At 63.3% G+C, this 18,255-nt stretch carries 15 protein-coding genes; 6 read left to right on the top strand and 9 right to left on the bottom strand.

All coding sequences use genetic code 11. The annotated features are described in order from the left end of the window. Positions 1–254: 254 nt before the first annotated feature. The 4 genes from ACE3OO_RS07400 to sugE all read left to right on the top strand — a co-directional run bounded on the left by ACE3OO_RS07400 (position 255) and on the right by sugE (position 6,223). Positions 255–2,552, top strand: a complete 2,298-nt coding sequence (locus ACE3OO_RS07400; protein WP_374301341.1) for a methyl-accepting chemotaxis protein — start codon at positions 255–257, stop codon at positions 2,550–2,552. A gap of 150 nt (positions 2,553–2,702) precedes the next feature. Next, entirely contained in the window at positions 2,703–5,228 is a 2,526-nt protein-coding gene (locus tag ACE3OO_RS07395) for a methyl-accepting chemotaxis protein (protein WP_374301339.1), read from the top strand. Between the two features lie 39 nt (positions 5,229–5,267). Further along, complete coding sequence (locus tag ACE3OO_RS07390) at positions 5,268–5,768, top strand: PAS domain-containing protein (RefSeq protein WP_374301337.1); 501 nt, start codon at positions 5,268–5,270, stop codon at positions 5,766–5,768. Positions 5,769–5,902: 134 nt separating this feature from the next. Beyond that, positions 5,903–6,223: a quaternary ammonium compound efflux SMR transporter SugE gene (gene sugE / locus ACE3OO_RS07385; protein WP_374301335.1), complete on the top strand. Its 321-nt coding sequence runs from the start codon at positions 5,903–5,905 to the stop codon at positions 6,221–6,223. Between the two features lie 3 nt (positions 6,224–6,226). Here the strand turns inward: sugE and ACE3OO_RS07380 are convergent, their stop codons facing one another. The 6 genes from ACE3OO_RS07380 to ACE3OO_RS07355 all read right to left on the bottom strand — a co-directional run bounded on the left by ACE3OO_RS07380 (position 6,227) and on the right by ACE3OO_RS07355 (position 12,706). Further along, a complete protein-coding gene (locus ACE3OO_RS07380) occupies positions 6,227–6,934 on the bottom strand; it encodes an ABC transporter ATP-binding protein (protein ID WP_374301333.1) in 708 nt (235 codons plus the stop codon). 2 nt (positions 6,935–6,936) lie between these two features. Further along, positions 6,937–7,707 (bottom strand): ABC transporter ATP-binding protein, encoded by a 771-nt coding sequence (locus tag ACE3OO_RS07375; RefSeq protein ID WP_374301331.1) that lies wholly within the window; start codon positions 7,705–7,707, stop codon positions 6,937–6,939. Continuing rightward, positions 7,704–9,017, bottom strand: coding sequence for a branched-chain amino acid ABC transporter permease (locus tag ACE3OO_RS07370; protein ID WP_374301329.1), 1,314 nt, complete (start codon positions 9,015–9,017; stop codon positions 7,704–7,706). The genes ACE3OO_RS07375 and ACE3OO_RS07370 overlap by 4 nt, the downstream gene beginning before the upstream one ends. Before the next feature lie 2 nt (positions 9,018–9,019). Continuing rightward, positions 9,020–9,970, bottom strand: coding sequence for a branched-chain amino acid ABC transporter permease (locus tag ACE3OO_RS07365; RefSeq protein WP_374301327.1), 951 nt, complete (start codon positions 9,968–9,970; stop codon positions 9,020–9,022). A 93-nt stretch (positions 9,971–10,063) separates the two neighbouring features. Then, complete coding sequence (locus tag ACE3OO_RS07360; RefSeq protein WP_374301325.1) at positions 10,064–11,314, bottom strand: branched-chain amino acid ABC transporter substrate-binding protein; 1,251 nt, start codon at positions 11,312–11,314, stop codon at positions 10,064–10,066. Positions 11,315–11,419: 105 nt separating this feature from the next. Next, a complete protein-coding gene (locus ACE3OO_RS07355; RefSeq protein ID WP_374301323.1) occupies positions 11,420–12,706 on the bottom strand; it encodes a serine hydrolase domain-containing protein in 1,287 nt (428 codons plus the stop codon). 214 nt (positions 12,707–12,920) lie between these two features. Here ACE3OO_RS07355 and ACE3OO_RS07350 point away from each other — a divergent pair, with 214 nt between their 5' ends. Next, entirely contained in the window at positions 12,921–13,673 is a 753-nt protein-coding gene (locus ACE3OO_RS07350) for a FadR/GntR family transcriptional regulator (RefSeq protein ID WP_374301321.1), read from the top strand. A gap of 7 nt (positions 13,674–13,680) precedes the next feature. Here ACE3OO_RS07350 and ACE3OO_RS07345 read toward each other — a convergent pair whose 3' ends face one another. Continuing rightward, entirely contained in the window at positions 13,681–14,883 is a 1,203-nt protein-coding gene (locus ACE3OO_RS07345) for an ABC transporter substrate-binding protein (RefSeq protein ID WP_374301319.1), read from the bottom strand. Between the two features lie 326 nt (positions 14,884–15,209). Between ACE3OO_RS07345 and ACE3OO_RS07340 the strand changes: the two genes are divergently transcribed. After that, a complete protein-coding gene (locus ACE3OO_RS07340) occupies positions 15,210–15,368 on the top strand; it encodes a hypothetical protein (protein ID WP_374301317.1) in 159 nt (52 codons plus the stop codon). 68 nt (positions 15,369–15,436) lie between these two features. On the opposite strand, the gene ACE3OO_RS07335 is transcribed toward ACE3OO_RS07340, so the two are convergent. After that, on the bottom strand, positions 15,437–15,868 hold the full coding sequence (locus ACE3OO_RS07335; protein ID WP_374301315.1) for a hypothetical protein: 432 nt from the start codon (positions 15,866–15,868) through the stop codon (positions 15,437–15,439). 54 nt (positions 15,869–15,922) lie between these two features. After that, positions 15,923–18,199 (bottom strand): NADP-dependent malic enzyme, encoded by a 2,277-nt coding sequence (locus ACE3OO_RS07330; RefSeq protein ID WP_374301313.1) that lies wholly within the window; start codon positions 18,197–18,199, stop codon positions 15,923–15,925. Positions 18,200–18,255 lie beyond the last annotated feature (56 nt).

Below are 18,255 nucleotides of genomic sequence, written 5' to 3'. Positions count from 1 at the left end.
CGCCGCGACAGTCCCCGTCTCGCAATCGCGGCGGCCCCGTATTTTCCGATATGCCGCGCAGATCTGTGGGTTTTTCTCTAAACTTTTGTTTCCCTTGTCTTTTGACCACGCTTGCCACGAAAAAAAGCTGGCGGGCGTTACGTTATTTCCTGATAACCCCCTGAAATTCCATATATCTCCGGATAACGACTGCCGGTAGATTGTGGTTATCCACAATTCTAGGTCCGCCGTGGGCGGATTATTACTGGGGGTCGATGATGCGTATTCGCGCCAGTTTCCTGCTTTTTGTCGCTCTGATCGGTGTGATCGTGCTGGGCCTTGCCGGCCGGGTGATCAGCGACGGTTATGAAGAACGTGCCAATGTCATCGATGCCCGTGGCCTGGCGGCGACCCAGGGTGAACTGCTGCGGCTGGTCGAGCTGATCGGCATCGAACGCGGTGCCTATAACGCGGCCCTGCGCGACGAAAAGACCACCGACCCGAATGGCGATTTCCTCGCCAAGCCGCGCAAGGCGTCTGACGATACTCTCGCGGCGGCGCTCGCCAATGCCCGCGCCTCCGGTCATCCCGCCATCGATATCACGGGCATCCAGGCCATCCAGGCCGGTCTGCAGGACTGGCGCAAGAAGGTGGAGGCCGCTGTCACCAAGCCAATGGCCGAGCGGCCTGCCGATGTGATGAACGGCTATGTTCCGGCCCTGGCCGACATGGTCAACAAGCTGACCCCGCTGCTCAACCGCATCGATTCGGCGATCAGCCGCTCCGATGACGATGTCGCCATGCCGATGACAATCGCTCGTCTGGCCGCCGACATGCGTGCCGAAGCCAGCATCCGCGGCACCACCACGGTGAACGTGATCGCCTCGGGCAAGCCGATGCCCCCTGCCACCCGCATCTTCATTGCCGAGCAGAGCGGCAAGGTGGACGCCATCTGGGCCCGCGTCATCATGACCATGGGCATGATCGATGCCTCGCCCAATCTGAAGGAAAAGGTCGAGCAGACCCGCAAGGGCTTTTATGTCGACCTAAAGCAGATGCTCGACACGGTCTATGCCGCCAGCGACAAGGGCGAAGCTTATCCCTTCGCCAACATCACCGAATTCCGCAACAAACAGAATCCACTGCTCTACACGGCCGGTTACATGCGCGACGCGGCCATCGAGGATGCGTTGAAGGTGGCCGATGCACTGATCGCGGAGCGCACGCGGCATGTTATCCTTGAGGGCGGTGTTGCCGCCGTCGGCGTGCTGATCCTGATTGTGGGTGCGATCTTCTTCCTGCGTCGCGTGGTCAGCCCGTTGGGCGCGATCACCAATACGATGACCCGTATCGCCCATGGCGAGTCTGCCGAAATTGGTTACGCCGATCGCAAGGACGAAGTGGGCGATATGGCCCAGGCGCTCAGTGTGTTCCAGCGCAATGCCGAGGAAAAAGCCAGGCTTGAGGGCGAAGAGCGTGCCCGTGCCGAAGCCGAAGCGAAACGCCTGGCGGCTCAACGCGAGGCCGAAGCTTTGATCAGTCGCGAAATCGCGCAATTCTGCGGCGCGGTTGGCGAGGGTGATTTTTCGCGCCGTATCGATCTGGCTGGCAAGGAAGGCGTGTTTGCCGAACTGTCGCGCCAGCTCAATGGTCTGGCCGACACCATGCAGGGTGTGATGAACGATCTGGGCGGTGTGTTGCAGGCGATGGCCGGCGGCGATCTCAGTCGCGATGCGGCCGGCAATTACAAGGGCGCCTTCGCCTCGCTGGCCCAGGCGGCGCGCGACACCGTGGCGCGCCTGCGCGATTTCGCCCAGCGTCTGGCCGAAAGCGCCGAAACGGTGAAAACCGCCTCGGCCGAGATTTCCTCGGGCTCGCAGGATCTGGCGCAGCGTACGGAATCGCAGGCGGCCAGTATTGAAGAGACGGCCGCCTCGATGCACGAGATCACGACGACGGTGAAGCAGAATGCCGACAACGCCCAGGCCGCGAGCCAGTTGGCCGTGGCCGCCCGCGACAGCGCCCAGAAGGGCGGCAGCGTGGTGGGCGATGCCGTCGCTGCCGTGACCCAGATCGAGGAAAGCGCGCAGAAGATTTCCGACATCGTGTCGCTGATCGACGAAATCGCCTTCCAGACCAACCTGCTGGCGCTGAATGCCTCGGTCGAGGCCGCCCGCGCCGGCGAGGCCGGCAAGGGTTTCGCCGTGGTGGCGCAGGAAGTGCGCGCCCTGGCGCAGCGTTCGGCCAATGCCAGCAAGGACATCAAGGCGCTGATCGCCGAATCCAATGCCCAGGTAAAAACCGGTGCAACCTTGGTGAACCAGACCGGTGCGTCGCTCACCGAGATCGTCTCTGCCATCAAGAAGGTGAGCGACATCGTGGCCGAGATTGCCGCCGCCAGTCGCGAGCAGGCCACCGGCCTGGAGCAGATCAATACGGCTGTCGGCCAGATGGACGAGATGACCCAGCGCAACGGTGCCCTGGTCGAGGAAACCTCGGCCTCGGCGCAGAACCTGGCCAATCAGGCTGGGGAACTCTCGGCTCTGGTCGGCTTCTTCAAACTAGAACGATAATTCATACCACCCCTGTACCCGCCCTCCCGCCCTTGTCCGGTCGGGATGGGCGGGATAGGGCTGCTGCACCGCAACAACGGGATATTAACCCTCTGCGGGAATAGTCCGTATAGAGATTTAACGGATTTTGGGCAGCCAAAGGGGTGAGTTATGCGTATTCGCAGCAGTTTCCTGGCGTTGATGCTGGTCATCGCCGTGATCGTGCTCGGCGTCATCGGGGTCATGATCGGCGAAGCCTATCGGGACCGCCAGAGCGCCATCACCGCACGCAGCCTGGCCGGCGTGCAGGGCGAGCTGATGCGCCTGAACGAGCTGGTCGGCATCGAACGCGGTGTCGATAACGGCGCCCTGCTCGACAACAAGACCTACGACCCCAAGGCCGACAATATCGCCAAGCCGCGCGCCAATACCGACGCCGCTTTCAAGACGGTGCTGGACCAGGCCCGCGCCGCCTCGAACCGCGCCATCGATATCGCGCGGATCGAAAAGGCACAGGCCACGGTGCTGGACTGGCGCAAGAAGGTGGATGCCGCCATCGTCAAGCCGCTGGCCGAGCGTCCCGCCGATGTGGTGAAGGGATATTCTCCCGCTTTCGTCGATCTGGTCGGCAATATGACGCCGGCGCTGAATGCCATTGATGCGGCGATCTCGCGGGCCGACAGCGATGTGGCCTCGCCGATGAGCATCGCCCGCCTCGCCGCCGACATGCGCGCCCTGGCCGGCGCCCGCGGCACCGTGATGGTGAATGTGATCGTCTCGGGCAAGCCGATCACGCCGGATACCAACGCGCGGTATGCCGATTATACCGGCCGCATGGAGGCCCTGTGGGGCCGCATCACCATGACGATGGCGATGATCGATGCTGGCGCCGAACTGAAAGAGATGGTGCAGAAAACCGACGACGGCTATTTCAAGTCAGGCCTGCCCACTCTGTATGCCGAAATCCGCGCCGGCAGCGACAAGGGCGGTGAATGGCCGTTCACGGCCAACGAATTCCGCACTCGTCATAATCCGCAGCTTTATGTTGCCGGCCATCTGCGCGATGCCGCCGTGAAGGAGGCGGTGCGCGTGGCCGACATGCTGATCGCCGAACGCACAAACAGCTTGATCATCCAGTCGGTGGTGGCTGCCCTGGCCGTGCTGCTGGTCGTCGGCGGCGCTATCTTCTTCCTGCGCCGGGTGGTTAGCCCGCTGGGTGCGATCACCAACACGATGACCCGCATTGCCCAGGGCGAGGCGGCCGAAATCGGTTATGCCAATCGCAAGGACGAGGTGGGCGACATGGCCCAGGCTCTCAGCGTCTTCCAGAAGAATGCTGAAGAGAAGGCGAAACTGGAAGCCGAGGAACGCAGCCGTGCCGAGGCCGAGACCCAGCGTCTGGCATCCCAGCGCGAGGCCGAAGCCGCCATCAGCCGCGAAATCGCACAATTCTGCGCCGCGGTCGGCGCGGGCGATTTCTCCCGTCGTATCGACCTGGCTGGCAAGGATGGCGTATTCCGTGAATTGTCGCAGCAGATGAATGGCCTGGCCGATACCCTGCAGGGTGTGCTCGACGATCTGGGCGCGGTGCTGCGCGCATTGAGCACAGGCGATCTGACGCGCTCCACCGCCGGCCAGTACAAGGGCGCCTTTGGCGCGCTCGCCGATGCGGCCCGTGGCACGGTGGCGCGCCTGCGTGATTTCGCCAGCCAGCTGGCTGACAGTGCCGAAACGGTGCGCACTGCCTCGGCCGAGATTTCCTCGGGCTCGCAGGATCTGGCCCAGCGTACCGAATCGCAGGCGGCCTCGATCGAGGAAACCGCCGCTTCCATGCACGAAATCACGGCCACGGTGAAACAGAATGCCGACAACGCCCAGGCCGCGAGCCAGCTCGCCACCGTGGCGCGCGATACGGCGCAGAAGGGCGGCAGCGTGGTGGGTGATGCCGTCGCGGCCGTGACCCAGATCGAGCAGAGCGCACAGAAGATTTCCGATATCGTCGGCCTGATCGACGAAATCGCCTTCCAGACCAACCTGCTGGCGCTGAATGCCTCGGTCGAGGCGGCCCGCGCCGGCGAGGCCGGCAAGGGCTTTGCCGTGGTGGCGCAGGAAGTGCGCGCCCTGGCCCAGCGTTCGGCCAACGCCAGCAAGGACATCAAGGCGCTGATCCAGGAATCGAATGCCCAGGTGAAAACCGGCGCGACCCTGGTCAACCAGACAGGTTCCTCGCTGACCGAGATCGTCTCTGCCATCAAGAAGGTGAGCGACATCGTGGCCGAGATCGCGGCGGCCAGCCGTGAGCAGGCCACCGGGCTGGAGCAGATCAATACGGCTGTCAGCAGCATGGATGAAATGACCCAGCGCAACGGTGCCCTGGTCGAGGAGACCTCGGCCTCGGCGCAGAATCTGGCGAATCAGGGCCGCCAGCTTGCCGAACTGGTCGGCTTTTTCCGCACCGATGGCGCGGTTGCCGCCCGTCCAGCCGCCAATCCTCCAGTCGCGGCCAGGCCAGCCGAGATCGTGCCGCTCAAGCCGGCAGCAAAACCGCCAGCCCAACCAACCGCGAAGCCGGCACTTGCGAAATCCGCACCCAAACCGGCGGCAAAGCCGGCCGCGGTGCAATCTCCGGTATCAAAGCCGAAGGCTGTTGCGTCTGTTTCGGCTTCGGCAGAGGACGACGACTGGCAGGAATTCTGATATCCAGTCCCGATGGCGGGACGCGATAATGATCCTCCGGTGAAGCTTCAGTCGGCGCGGCCGCGCAAGATCGTCTGCGCGGCGCCCGACATCGTCGCGCCGCACGTGCTCGATGCGCGGCTGCTGCGGCTGCTGCAGGACTGGCAGGCCTGGCGCGGCACACGCAGCCTGCCGGCGCGGAGCGATTTCCAGCCTGAAGAACTGCATTACCTGCTCGGCCATGTCTTCCTGCTCGATATCGCGCCGGCTCCTGAAGGCCCGCGTTTCCGCTATCGCGTGTTCGGCAGCGCAGTGACGATGTATCGCGGCTTCGATCTCACCGGCCAGTTCCTCGACCAGCATCCCGATCCGGATTTCGCCAGCCGGGTGCACGGGGCCTATTTGCAGTCCATGCTGGCGCGCCAGCCGCTCTGGGCCACGGTCGACGGCTTCACGCTGCATGGCCTGTCGGCGAATTTCGAGGGGCTGATCCTGCCGCTGGCCTCCGATGGAGAAACGCCAGACATGATGCTGTCGGCGCAGATCATGACGCCGGCCTGACCGGGGCTGGCTTGACCGAACCGGTCCGCCGTCTCATATCAGCCGGTACCAGACCATTTAAGCCGGGACGACCCGGCCTTTCAGCATCCATCCGGTGGGGACGACCCCGCCAGCAGAGTGAAGGGGCCATCCGCATGGCGTGGGTCATTTTGTTTTTTGCCGGTCTTGCCGAAGTGGGCTGGGCCGTGGGCCTGAAGTATACCGAAGGTTTCTCGCGGCTCTGGCCCACGCTTGGCACGGTCGCATCGATGATCGTCAGTTTGTGGCTGCTGGGCCTGGCATTGAAAGACCTGCCGCTCGGCACCGCCTATGCGGTGTGGACCGGCATCGGCACCATCGGCACCGCGATCCTCGGCATCGTACTGTTCGGCGAAAGCGCGGCTGTGCTGCGGCTGGTCTGCATCGGTCTGATCGTGGCCGGCATCGTCGGACTCAAGCTGGCGACGCCGGCCTGAGGATCAGACTTCCAGCCACTCCTTGCGGATGGCGGCGTCGGCCAGCAGTTGCTGCGGCGTGCCCTCGAACACCATGTGACCATGGCCCATCACGTAAAGCCGCTGGCAGATCTTCAGCGCGATGGTGAGCTTCTGCTCCACCAGCAGGATAGAAATGCCGCGCGCGGCAATGCGCTCCAGCAGCTTGCCCACATGTTCCACCATCATGGGTGACAGGCCTTCGGTCGGTTCATCCACCATGATCAGGTCTGGATCCCCCATCAGGGTGCGGCACATGGTCAGCATCTGCTGCTCGCCGCCCGACAGCACGCCGGCCGGCGTGTCGGCGCGCTCTTCCAGGCGGGGAAAGATCTCGAACATGTCGGCCATCGACCAGCGTCCGCCGCCTTTGGCTGATTTCTGGCCCAGATACAGATTCTCGCGCACGGTGAGGGCGGGAAAGATGTCGCGGTTCTCAGGCACATATCCCAGGCCCAAGCGGGCGATCTCGTGCGGCTTGCGGCCAGCGATCTGCGCGCCCTTGAACAGGATCGAGCCCTGCGGCGGCACATCGCCCATGATCGCCTTGATGGTGGTGGAGCGGCCGACGCCGTTGCGGCCCAGCAGCGAGACGATCTCGCCCGGCTGCACGGTGAAAGTCACGCCATGCAGGATATGGCTCTTGCCGTAATAGGCATGCAGGTCGCGAACGTCGAGCATTGCTTCAGTCATGATCAATGCTCCGCCTCTAAAGCCTGGCCCAGATAGGCTTCCTGCACGGCCTTGTTGCTGCGGATCTTCACCGGCGCATCCGAGGCGATGATCTGGCCATAGACCAGCACGCTGATACGGTCGGCCAGGTCGAACACCACGCCCATGTCATGCTCCACCATGATCAGCGTCTTGCCCTCGGTCACCTTGCGGATCAGGGCCACGAAATGCGCGGTTTCCGAACGGCTCATGCCCGCCGTCGGCTCGTCCAGCATCACCACCTCGGCGCCGCCGGCAATCGTGATGCCGATCTCCAGCGCGCGCTGCTCGGCATAGGTGAGCAGGCCGGCCGGCATCATGGCGCGCTCGGCCAGGCCGATCTGCTGCAGCACGGCATCGGCGCGGGCATTGGCATCCCTGGCCTTGCGGATATTGTGCCAGAAGGAATAGCGATAGCCCATCTGCCACAAAACGGCACAGCGCAGGTTCTCGAACACGGTCAGGCGCGGAAAGATATTGGTGACCTGGAAGCTGCGCGACAGGCCGCGACGGTTGATCTGATAGGGTTTCAGGCCGGTGATATCCTCGCCGTTCAGGCTGATGCGGCCGCTGCTCAAGGGGAAGCGGCCCGAGATGAGGTGAAACAACGTGGATTTGCCGGCACCGTTCGGCCCGATGATGGCGTGGCGTTCGCCTTTGCCCACGTCCAGCGACACGCCGCGGATGATCGGTGTGGCACCGAAGCTTTTATGCAGGTCCTGCAGGCCCAGTGCAGAGGAGAGGGGCGCGGTCATCGGGCCGCCTCCTTGCCCAGGTCCTTGCCCAGATCCTTGCCATGGGCGGCATCCGAGAAGGCAGCGGCCAGTTTCGGGCCATACAATCTGCCGAGCCAGAGTCCGCCCCCGAGCAATGCAAGCGCGACGATCCAGGGTGGCGCGGTATTGGAGCTGAATGGAATGCCCAGCATCGCCATGGCCGGCCCGTCAGAGGCCGCCTTGACCATCTGGTGATGTGCCGTTTCGATCAGCAGCACCAGGCCGGCCAGGCTCATCAGTACCGGCACGGCCATCACGGCATAATGCGGCAAGATGCGCAGCAGCGTGCCGCGCTGCCACAGCGGCAGATGCAGCATGATCAACCCGGCCATGCCTCCTGGCGCAAACATCACCATGCCGATGAAGATCAGGCCGAAATACAGCATCCAGGCCCCGGTGATGTCGGACAGCATCACCTGCAGCAGCGTCACCAGCACGGCGCCCAGGATCGGGCCGAAGAAATGTCCGACGCCGCCGATATAGGCCATCAGCAGCACGACACCCGACTGCGCGCCCGAGATGTTCACGGCGTTCATCAGCTCGAAATTGATCGCCGCCAGCCCACCGGCGATACCGGCGAAAAAGCCCGAGATGCAGAACGCGATGAAGCGCACCATCTGGGTTGAATAGCCGACGAATTCGGCGCGTTCCGGATTCTCGCGCACCGCGTTGCACATGCGGCCCAGCGGCGTGCGGGTGAAGGCGAACATCAGCACGATGCACGCAAAGCACCAGGCGGCGATCAGGTAGTAGACCTCGATCTGCGGCCCGAAGCGCACGCCGAAGAGGGTCAGCATCTTGGTGCGGTTGGCCGTGATGCCTTCCTCGCCGCCGAAAAAGCCGCGCAGGATCAGCGACAGGGATGCGATCAGCTCGCCCAGGCCCAGCGAGATCATGGCAAAGGCGGTGCCGGCGCGTCGGGTCGAGACCGCGCCGAAGATGAAACCGAACAAAAGACCCATCAACCCGCCCGCCAACGGCAGCACGGGGAGCGGAATGGGCAGCTTGTCGGCTGCGATAACGTTCATCGCATGCACGGCCAGGAAACCGCCCAGGCCGTAATAGACCGCATGGCCGAAGCTGAGCATGCCGGTCTGGCCCAGCAGCATGTTATAGCTGAGCGAGAACACGATCATGATGCCCATCAGGCACATGGTGGTGAGAGCTGCGCCCGAGGTGAATATCTTGGGCAACACGATCATCACGGCGGCAGCCAGGATCCAGATGCCGTAGCGTTTCGCCAAGTCGAGCGGTAGGGAGGCCGGTTTGGTCATGGTGGTGATCGCCATGCTCAGGTCTCCCGCGTGCCCATCAGGCCTGTGGGCCGGAAGATCAGGATCAGAACCAGCATCAGATACGGCACTACCGGGCCGATCTGCGCCACCGTCACCTGCCACAGATCGTTCAATATGCCTTGCACCGGCCGCGCCATGCCAATCGTGGCCAGCATGTCGCCCAGCGAATAGTTGATGGCAATCGCAAAGGTCTGGATCAGGCCGATCAGCAGCGAGGCGATGAAGGCGCCGGGCAGCGAACCCAGGCCGCCGAACACCACCACCACGAACAGGATCGGGCCCAGCACATGGGCCATGCTGGGCTGGGTCACCAGGGCAGGGCCGGCGATCACGCCGGCAATCGCGGCAAGGCCGCAGCCGCAGCCGAAGACGAGCATGAACACCCGCGGCACGTTATGGCCCAGCATCGCCACCATGTTGGGATGCGTCAGCGCCGCCTGGATGATCAGGCCGGTGCGCGAACGCGTCAGCACCAGCAGCAGCACCAGGAAGATCGCCACCGAGATCAGCAGCATGAACATGCGGAAAGCCGGATAAGTGGTGCCAAACAGCTCGAAGGCGGGGAAATCCAGCAGCGGCGGCACGCGATAATCGACGGGCAGCTTGCCCCAGATCATCTGCACCAGTTCTTCCACCACGAAAGCCAGGCCGAAGGTGAACAGCAATTCGGCGACATGGCCCCATTTATGCACCGTGCGCAGGCCCCAGCGCTCGACGCCGGCGCCGATCAGTCCGACCAGCACGGGTGCGACGATCAGGGCCACCCAGAAATTCAGCCACTGGCTGATCTGGAAGCCGAAATAGGCACCCAGCATGTAAAAGCTCGCGTGGGCGAAATTCAGCACGCCCATCATCGAGAAGATCAGTGTCAGGCCGCTGGCCAGGAGAAACAGCAGCATACCGTAAAGCACGCCGTTCAGCGTGGAGAAGATCACCAGTTCCAGCAAGAAACGCCCCCGTAATCCCGAACCGGACTATACCATGGTAACCAGACGCCGCGGCCCCGGTTTTCACCCGGGGCCGCGCATCGGGCAAGCGTTTCAGCTTGGCTTGGCCATCTTGCAGGTGGTGGGCACGTCGGTTTCGCCCATCGGCACCGTCGCGGTCAGCTTCCAGCCCCAGCCGGTATTCTCCTCGTCGAACTTCATGTCGCCCGACAGGGGGGTGAGCGCGGAGATGTAGATGTCCTGGAAGAACTGATGGTCTTCCGCGCGCATGTAGGTGTCCTTGCCGTAGATGTTCTTGTACTTCATGCCGCGCAGCTTCTCGGCGAACACCTTCGGATCGTTGGACTTCGCCTCGTTCATGGCGGCGGCCAGCATTTCCATCTCGTTACGCACGCGCGGATACCACCAGCCCTGACCCGCGCTTTTCTTGCGGAACTCCTCTTCCCAGGCATAGTTCGCCGGCGTGTTGATGTTAGCGAAACCTTCGGTGATCTGGAAGACGCGGTCTTTCAGGCCGGTCTGCTTGATCGCGGTGGGGCCGCCGGCGCCGCCGGCATAGTAGGTGTAGTAATCCACCTGCAGGCCGGCATCGGCCGAGGCTTTCAGCAGCAGCGCGATGTCGCTGCCCCAGTTGCCGGTGATCACGCTGTCGGCGCCGCTGGCCTTGATCTTGGCGATATAGGGCGCGAAATCGGTGATCTTGGCCAGGGGATGCAGCTCGTCGCCCACGATCTGGATGTCGGGCCGCTTGGCTTTCAGCATTTCGTTGGCCGCCTTGCGCACGGCATGGCCGAAGGAATAATCCTGATTGATCAGATAGACCTTCTTGATGTTCGGCTTGCCCTTCATGTAGCTGGTCAGGGCCTGCATCTTGATGTCGCTATGGGCATCCCAGCGGAAATGCCAGTAGCTGCATTTGTCGTTGGTGAAGGCCGGATCGACCGCGGCATAGTTGAGGTAGACCACCTCCTTGCCGGGGTTGCGGTCGTTATGCTTGTTCACGAAGTCGATCATCGCCGCTGCGGCGCCCGAGCCGTTGCCCAGCGTCAGGATGCGGGCGCCGGCATCGATGGCCTTCTGCGCCGCGATCACGGTTTCCTGCGGGCTGAGCTTGTTGTCGAACGTGATCAGCTCCATCTTCTGGCCGTTCACGCCGCCTTTGGCGTTGATCTTGTCGATCATGTACTGGAAATGCTTCACGCCATGCTCGCCGATCGGCGCCATGGCGCCGGAAAGCGGATCGATGAACGCGACTTTCACCTGCGACCAGGCTGGTGTTGCCAATCCCAGGCCGGCCGCCAGCGCGGCAACGGCAAGGCCTGTCCCATAACGACGAGTCGGCATTGTTTCCTCCATCCAGTTATGTCGCGGCGGCTTCCGGTCCGCCGATCCGCCGGTCTAGCGGCGAATTCCTGTATTCGGTTCAGATCATGCTGGCCGTGTTCTCTCTCACTTCACCATCGCCGCATAGACCATGTTGCGCACCAGGGCGCGGTAGGTCAGGCGCTGCTTCGGCGACTGCATCATGAAGACGACGAACATCTTTTCCTTGGGATCGACCCAGAAATAGGTGCCGCCGGCGCCGCCCCAGTAATAGTCGCCGGCGCTGCCCGGATCGGCCGAAATACCGCCATCCTTGCGCACACCGAAGCCAAGGCCGAAGCCATAGCCCGGACCGGGCAGGAAATAGGGACCCGGAACAATGCCGCTGCCCATATGGTCGGAGGTCATGTAGGCCAGCGTCTTGAGGCTCAGATACCGCTTGCCGTTCTGCGCGCCGCCATCCAGCAGCATCTGCAGGAAACGCGCGTAATCCATCGCCGTGCCGGTCAGGCCGCCGCCGCCGGATTCATATTTTCCCGCCTTGCGCGGATCGAAGAATTCCACGCCGCCGCCCAGGCTGCGGTCGTCGGGGAAAGGTTCGGCCACGCGGTCCTGCTTGGCATTGTCAGTGACATAGAAGGCGGTGTCCTTCATGCCCAGGGGATTGAGCAGGCGATCTTTGAGCGCCTGGCTCAATGGCTTCTTGTCCACCACTTCCACCACGCGGCCGAGGATATCGGTGGAATGGCTGTAATCCCAGACCGTGCCGGGCTGATAGGCCAGCGGCAGCTTGGCGACACGCTCGGCGAATTCGGCATTGTCGAAATCGCCGTCCATCACGCCGGTCTCGCGATACTGCGCCTTCACCGCGCCGACACCGAAAAAGCCATAGGTGATGCCCGATGTATGGCGCATCAGGTCCTGGATGCTGATCGGCCGCTGCGCCGGCACCAGCTCAAGCGTCGGCTTTCCGCCGTTTTCCGCTGCCGGTTTTTCCACGCCAACCTGCGGCTTGGCGAAGGCGGGAATGTAACGGGCCAGCGGATCGCCGACCGCCATGCGGCCTTCTTCCACCTGCATCATCGCCGCCACGGTGACGATTGGCTTGGTCATCGAATAAATGCGGAAAATCGTGTCCCGCGTCATCGCCGCTTTGGTCTGCGGGTCGCGAACGCCCATGGCCTCGAAGTAGGCGATCTTGCCCTGGCGCGCGATCAGCAGCACGGCGCCGGGAATCACCTGCGCCTCGGAATCCGCTTTCAGGCGGGCAGTGATGCGGGCGAGGCGATCGGGGGCGAAGCCAAGGGCCGCCGGATCCCCCTGAGGCAGCAGGTCGGCCGCAAGGGCACCATGTTGACCTGCACCGCCAGACAAGCTGGCGTGGAACGCAAAAGCAATGGCAAGGGCAGCCATCAAGGACCGCCCGAAATAGCGCACTCTCATCTGCGTGGCCTCCCTGGACCATTTTTATTTTGCTTGGCGACCATGATTGTCGGACAATCGGACCTAAGTCAAATGCTCAATTGCTGGACCCGGCTGGCGGAAATGCCGATCATTGCCCATTCTGCCAGTGGTCGCGAATCGATGTCGCGGCCGCGCCGGAAAGGGGTCCGGAATCGGGGGGTAAATGTCTGAGTCGGCCGAGAAATTCACGCGCATCACGCCGGTGCCCGCCTATCAGATGGTGGCCGAGGCGATCGAGCGCGAGATTCTGTCGGGTCGCCTGCGTCCCGGCGATCCCATCGGCACCGAGGCCGAGCTGGTGCGCCAGTTCGGCGTCAACCGCTCCACGGTGCGCGAAGGCATCCGCCTGCTCGAGCAGGGCGGCATGGTGCATCGCGATTCCAGCCGCCGGCTTGCTGTCGGCCTGCCGCATTACGACCGGCTGGCCACCCGTGCCAGCCGCGCGCTGATGCTGCATCAGGTTAGTTTCCGCGAATTGTGGGAAGCCACCATGGCGCTCAGCCTGGCCTCCATCGAACTGGCGGTGGAGCGGGCCACGCCGGAAGAGATTGCGGCGCTGGATGCCAATATCGCCGCCACCGAAGAGGCGATGGACGATCCCGCCGCCGTGGCCGCTCTCGACAGCGAATTTCATCTGCTGCTGGAAAAGACCGGCCGCAACCGCGTGCTGGAACTGGCGCGCGAACCGTCCAACATGCTGATCTATCCCACGACCAATGTCGCGGTGCGCGCGACTGAACATGGCGCGCAACGCCTGATCGAGGCGCACCGCATGCTGGCGGAATCACTGCGCCGGCGTGACATCGAAATGGCGCGGCTCTGGACCCGGCGTCACCTGATCGACTGGCGCAAGGGTTTCGAGAAGGCCGGCATGGATCTCGACCAGCCGGTCGACCTCGTCACCGGCATGATGTGACGCGGCGCTACAGCGCGCCCATCCTGCACGTACTCGGCAGCGCGGTATCGGCCGCCTTCACCATGCCGGCCGTCTTCCAGCCCCAGCCGGTCTTTTCCTCATCAAATTTCATAGTCGCATCCAGCGGGCCGAAGGAGGCGATCACCAGGTCCTGCAGCACCTGATGGTCCTGCGCGCGCATGCTGGCGCTGCTGCCATACATGGTCTTGCGCTGCGCCTGGGCCAGCAATGGCGCGATCCTGCGCGGCTCGGCGCTTTTGGCCGCCAGAACGGCGTCGTTCAGCATGTCCATCAGCAGGCGAGCGCGCGGCACGTTGAAGCTGCCGCCGAAGCGGGCGCGGTATGCCGCATCGAGATCGTCTGTCATCGCCATGTTGGAATGGCCCTCGATCACGGCGAACACGCGATGCTCCAGGCCGGTCTGGCGCACGGCGGTCGGGCTGCCGATGCCGCTGGCGTAATAGGTATACCAGCCGGCCTGCAGGTTGGCGTCGGCGGCGGCTTTCAGCAGCAGGGCCAGGTCGCTGCCCCAGTTGCCGGTGATCACGCCATCGGCATTGCTGGCCTTGATCTTGGCCACATAGGGCGCGAAGTCGGTGATCTTGGCCAGCGGATGCAGCTCGTCGCCCACGATCTCGATATCGGGCCGCGCGGCCTTTACCATCGTCAGCGCTGCCGCCCGCACCGCCTGGCCGAAGGAATAATCCTGGTTGATCAGGTAGACGCGTCTGATCTGCTTCTGCGTGGCGATGAATTTCGCCAGGGCCAGCATCTTCATGTCCGCATGGGCATCGAAGCGGAAATGCGACGGCGAACATTTCTCGTTGGTCAGCGCCGGATCGATGGCCGAGATGTTGAGGAACAGCACGGTCTTGTCCGGGTAACGCTCGTTATGCTTGGCGATGAATTCGTTCAGCGCGCCGGCGGCGGCCGAGGAATTGCCCGCCACGATGATGCGGATGCCTGCATCGATGGCTTTCTGCGCCTGGATGATGCTTTCCTGCGCGTTCAGCTTGTTGTCATAGCCGGTGATCTCGTATGTCGCCTCCGGCGAAGCCAGGCGCTCGGCCATGAAGCGCAGGTGGTTCAGCGCATTCTCGGTCACGGCCGCCGCCGGTCCCGACAGCGGATCGATGAAAGCGATACGAACCGTCTCGGCCCGTGCCGTGACACTCAGGAAAACAACAGCCAGAAAGGCGAGAATGCGCATGATGAACTCCGCGACAAAAACTGCGCGGAGGGTAAGAAAAAGCCGCCAGCATGCAAGCCGCGGCGCACCAGAATAAACGGATGTGTGCTGACGAAGCAGGATTGGTTTCGCGATTGACTTCGTTTGCCACCGTATTATCTTTCGCCGTCACCGGGCCAGCGACAACCGCCCGGTCAGCGACCTTCCCCTTTTTCAGGATCATGGGCCGTCAAGCGTTGTCTCGCTCCGTCAGGAGGTGAGGCATGTCTTGTGGCGGTACCTGTTCCCGAATCTATTCCCCTGCCCATCCACCAGTTCTGCAACCCAGCGGAAGTACGATCTGGCGTTTGCCGTCGCCGTTCGAATGGCTCGGCGGCGGGCTTGTCCGGCTTGTCGAGCTGCAGCGGCGCTGGCGCCGGCACGAGGAGCTGCGCGATCTCAGCGACGCCCAGCTCCGCGATGTCGGTCTGACCCGCGAGCAGGTCGGCTCGCAGTGGCGACAATAGAGAACAATAACTGGGCGCGCCAACCTAAAACCGTCATGGCCGGGCTTGTCCCGGCCATCCACGTCTTGTCAGACAGGGCGATTGCGAATCTCTCGGAACTGCTTTTTCAAAGGGAAAGGCAGTGAAGGGCGCGCCCATGATGAAATCGTACGCCACTTGTCGCCATCCGGCATTTGCAACTCCGCGCGGACGCATTTTTTGCCGCGATAGTGCTCAAGAATTCTGTACCGGCCAGAGATGAAACCTGTCACCGCGTCCACGAAAGCGGCGGCTTTGGCTTTGTCTGTACATGGGAACCATTCCATCCAGAAATGGCCTACGCTGAAATGCAGCTCGTTTTCGTTCTGGAATCCGAGCCAGATGTCATGAGAAAGGCCCGGTTGAACAGGAAGTTTGATGCTTAATTCAACTGGATCATCAGGCTGCTCCTCCATCCGCAAGGTCGGGAATCGCCGGGCGATTTCCGACAGGGCGTTTCGTGCAGCTTGCAGAGCGTTCATTCTGTGATGAAGGCGTGGATGCCCGGCACGAGGCCGGGCATGACGGAGTAGAGGCTACCGCGCGTTATACGCAGCCAATGCCGCCAAGTTCACGATGTCGCTGACTGATGCGCCCATCTGGGCGATCTGCACCGGCTTCTCCAGGCCGATCAGCAGCGGGCCGATCACCGTGCCGCCGCCCAGTTCCTGCAACAGCTGCGAGGAGAGCAGGGCGGAATGGATGCCGGGCATGATCAGCACGTTGGCGGGGCCCGACAGGCGGCTGAAGGGATAGATCTTCATCAGGTCGGGATTGAGCGCTGCCGCGGCCGACATCTCGCCGTCATACTCGAATTCGGCGCCATGGCCGCCGGCATGCAGGGCGTCGAGCTCCATCACGGCCTGGCGCACCTTCTCCACCACGCCGCCCGGCGCGTTGCCGAAATTGGAATGCGACAGCAGGGCGACGCGCGGCTCATGGCCCATCTGCCGGGCAATCGCCGCCGCCTGCACCGCGATCTGGCAGAGGTCCTTCGCCTCGGGCAGCTCGGTGATGGTGGTGTCGGCCATGAACACCGTGCGGCCCTTGGCCACGATGATCGAGACGCCCATCACGCGCTGGCCGCGCTGGCCGTCGATCGCCATGCGGATGCCGTCATAGGACACCGAGTAGGTGCGGGTGACGCCGGTGATCATCGCATCGGCATGGCCGTTGGCCACCATGCAGGCGCCAAACACGTTGCGGTCCAGGTTGACCAGGCGCTGGGCGTCGCGCTGCAGCATGCCGCGGCGCTGATGGCGTTTGTACAGGAACTCGGTATAACGCGCGTTATGCTCGCTGATGCGCGCATTGTGGATCTCGCAGCCATCCAGGTTCTTGAGTCCGATGGCCTGCATGGTCGCCTCGATGCGCTCGGACCGGCCGATCAGCACCGGCGTGCCGTAGCCGGCATCGCGGAAGGCCAGGGCGGCGCGGATCACGGTCTCTTCCTCGCCCTCGGCGAACACCACGCGTTTCGGATTGGCGACCACCTGATCGAAGAAGATCTGCAGGCTGCCCACGGTGGGGTTCAGCCGCGCGCGCAGCTTGGCGGCATAGGCGGCCCAGTCGGTGATCGGCTTGCGCGCCACGCCGGATTTCACGGCGGCCTTGGCGACAGCCAGCGGCACGTCGACGATCAGGCGCGGATCGAAGGGCGAGGGGATGATGTAGCCGGGGCCGTATTTCGGGCGGTCGCCCTTGTAAGCGGCGGCCACTTCGTCGGGCACGTCCTGGCGCGCCAGCATGGCGATGGCCTCGGCAGCGGCGATCTTCATCTCGTCGTTGATCGTCTTCGCCCGCACGTCCAGCGCGCCGCGGAAGATATAGGGGAAGCCCAGCACGTTGTTCACCTGGTTCGGATAATCCGAACGGCCGGTTGCCATGATCACGTCGCCGCGCGTCGCCAGCGCGTCTTCCGGGGTGATTTCCGGATCCGGGTTGGCCATGGCGAACACGATGGGATTGGCCGCCATCGACCGCAGCATGTCGGGCGTCACCGCGCCCTTGGCCGAGAGGCCGAAAAACACGTCGGCGCCTTTCATGGCGTCTTCCAGGCTGCGCGCATCGGTCTTCACGGCATGTGCCGATTTCCACTGGTTCATGCCGTCGGTGCGGCCCTGGTAGACCACGCCCTTGGTGTCGCAGAGGATGACATTCTCATGCCGCATCCCCATCGCCTTCATCAGCTCGGTGCAGGCGATGCCCGCCGCGCCCGCGCCGTTCACCACCATCTTGGCATCCTTGATGTCGCGGCCGGTGAGCTGCAGGGCGTTGATCATGCCGGCGGCGGCGATGATCGCGGTGCCGTGCTGGTCGTCGTGGAAAATCGGAATGTCCATCAGCTCGCGCAGGCGCTGCTCGATCACGAAGCATTCCGGCGCCTTGATGTCTTCCAGGTTGATGCCGCCGAAGCTGGGGCCCAGATAGCGCACGGCATTGACGAACTCGTCGACATTCTCGGTATCGACTTCCAGGTCGATGCAGTCGACATCGGCAAAGCGCTTGAACAGCACGGCCTTGCCTTCCATCACCGGCTTGCCCGCCAGCGCGCCCAGATTGCCCAACCCCAACACGGCGGTGCCGTTCGAGATCACCGCCACCATGTTGCCGCGCGAGGTATAGTCGTAGGCGGTGTCGGGATCCTTCTGGATTTCCAGGCAGGGGGCGGCGACGCCCGGGCTGTAGGCCAGGCTGAGGTCGCGGGTGGTGGCCATCGGCTTGGTCGGTACGACCTCAAGCTTGCCGGGCTGGCCCATTTTGTGGAATTCGAGGGCGTCGTCGTAAAGGGACGGGCTTTTCGAGTCGCTCATTTTCTCTGTGTTTCCGGTTTTCACACGCGGGCATTTCGCTCCCGTGGTCCATCATA

The sequence above is a fragment of the Ferrovibrio sp. genome (assembly GCF_041906005.1).
In the GTDB taxonomy this organism is placed as follows: domain Bacteria; phylum Pseudomonadota; class Alphaproteobacteria; order Ferrovibrionales; family Ferrovibrionaceae; genus Ferrovibrio.
Note: the sequence above shows the minus strand (reverse complement) of the source record. Positions and strands in the feature narration are given on the sequence as shown.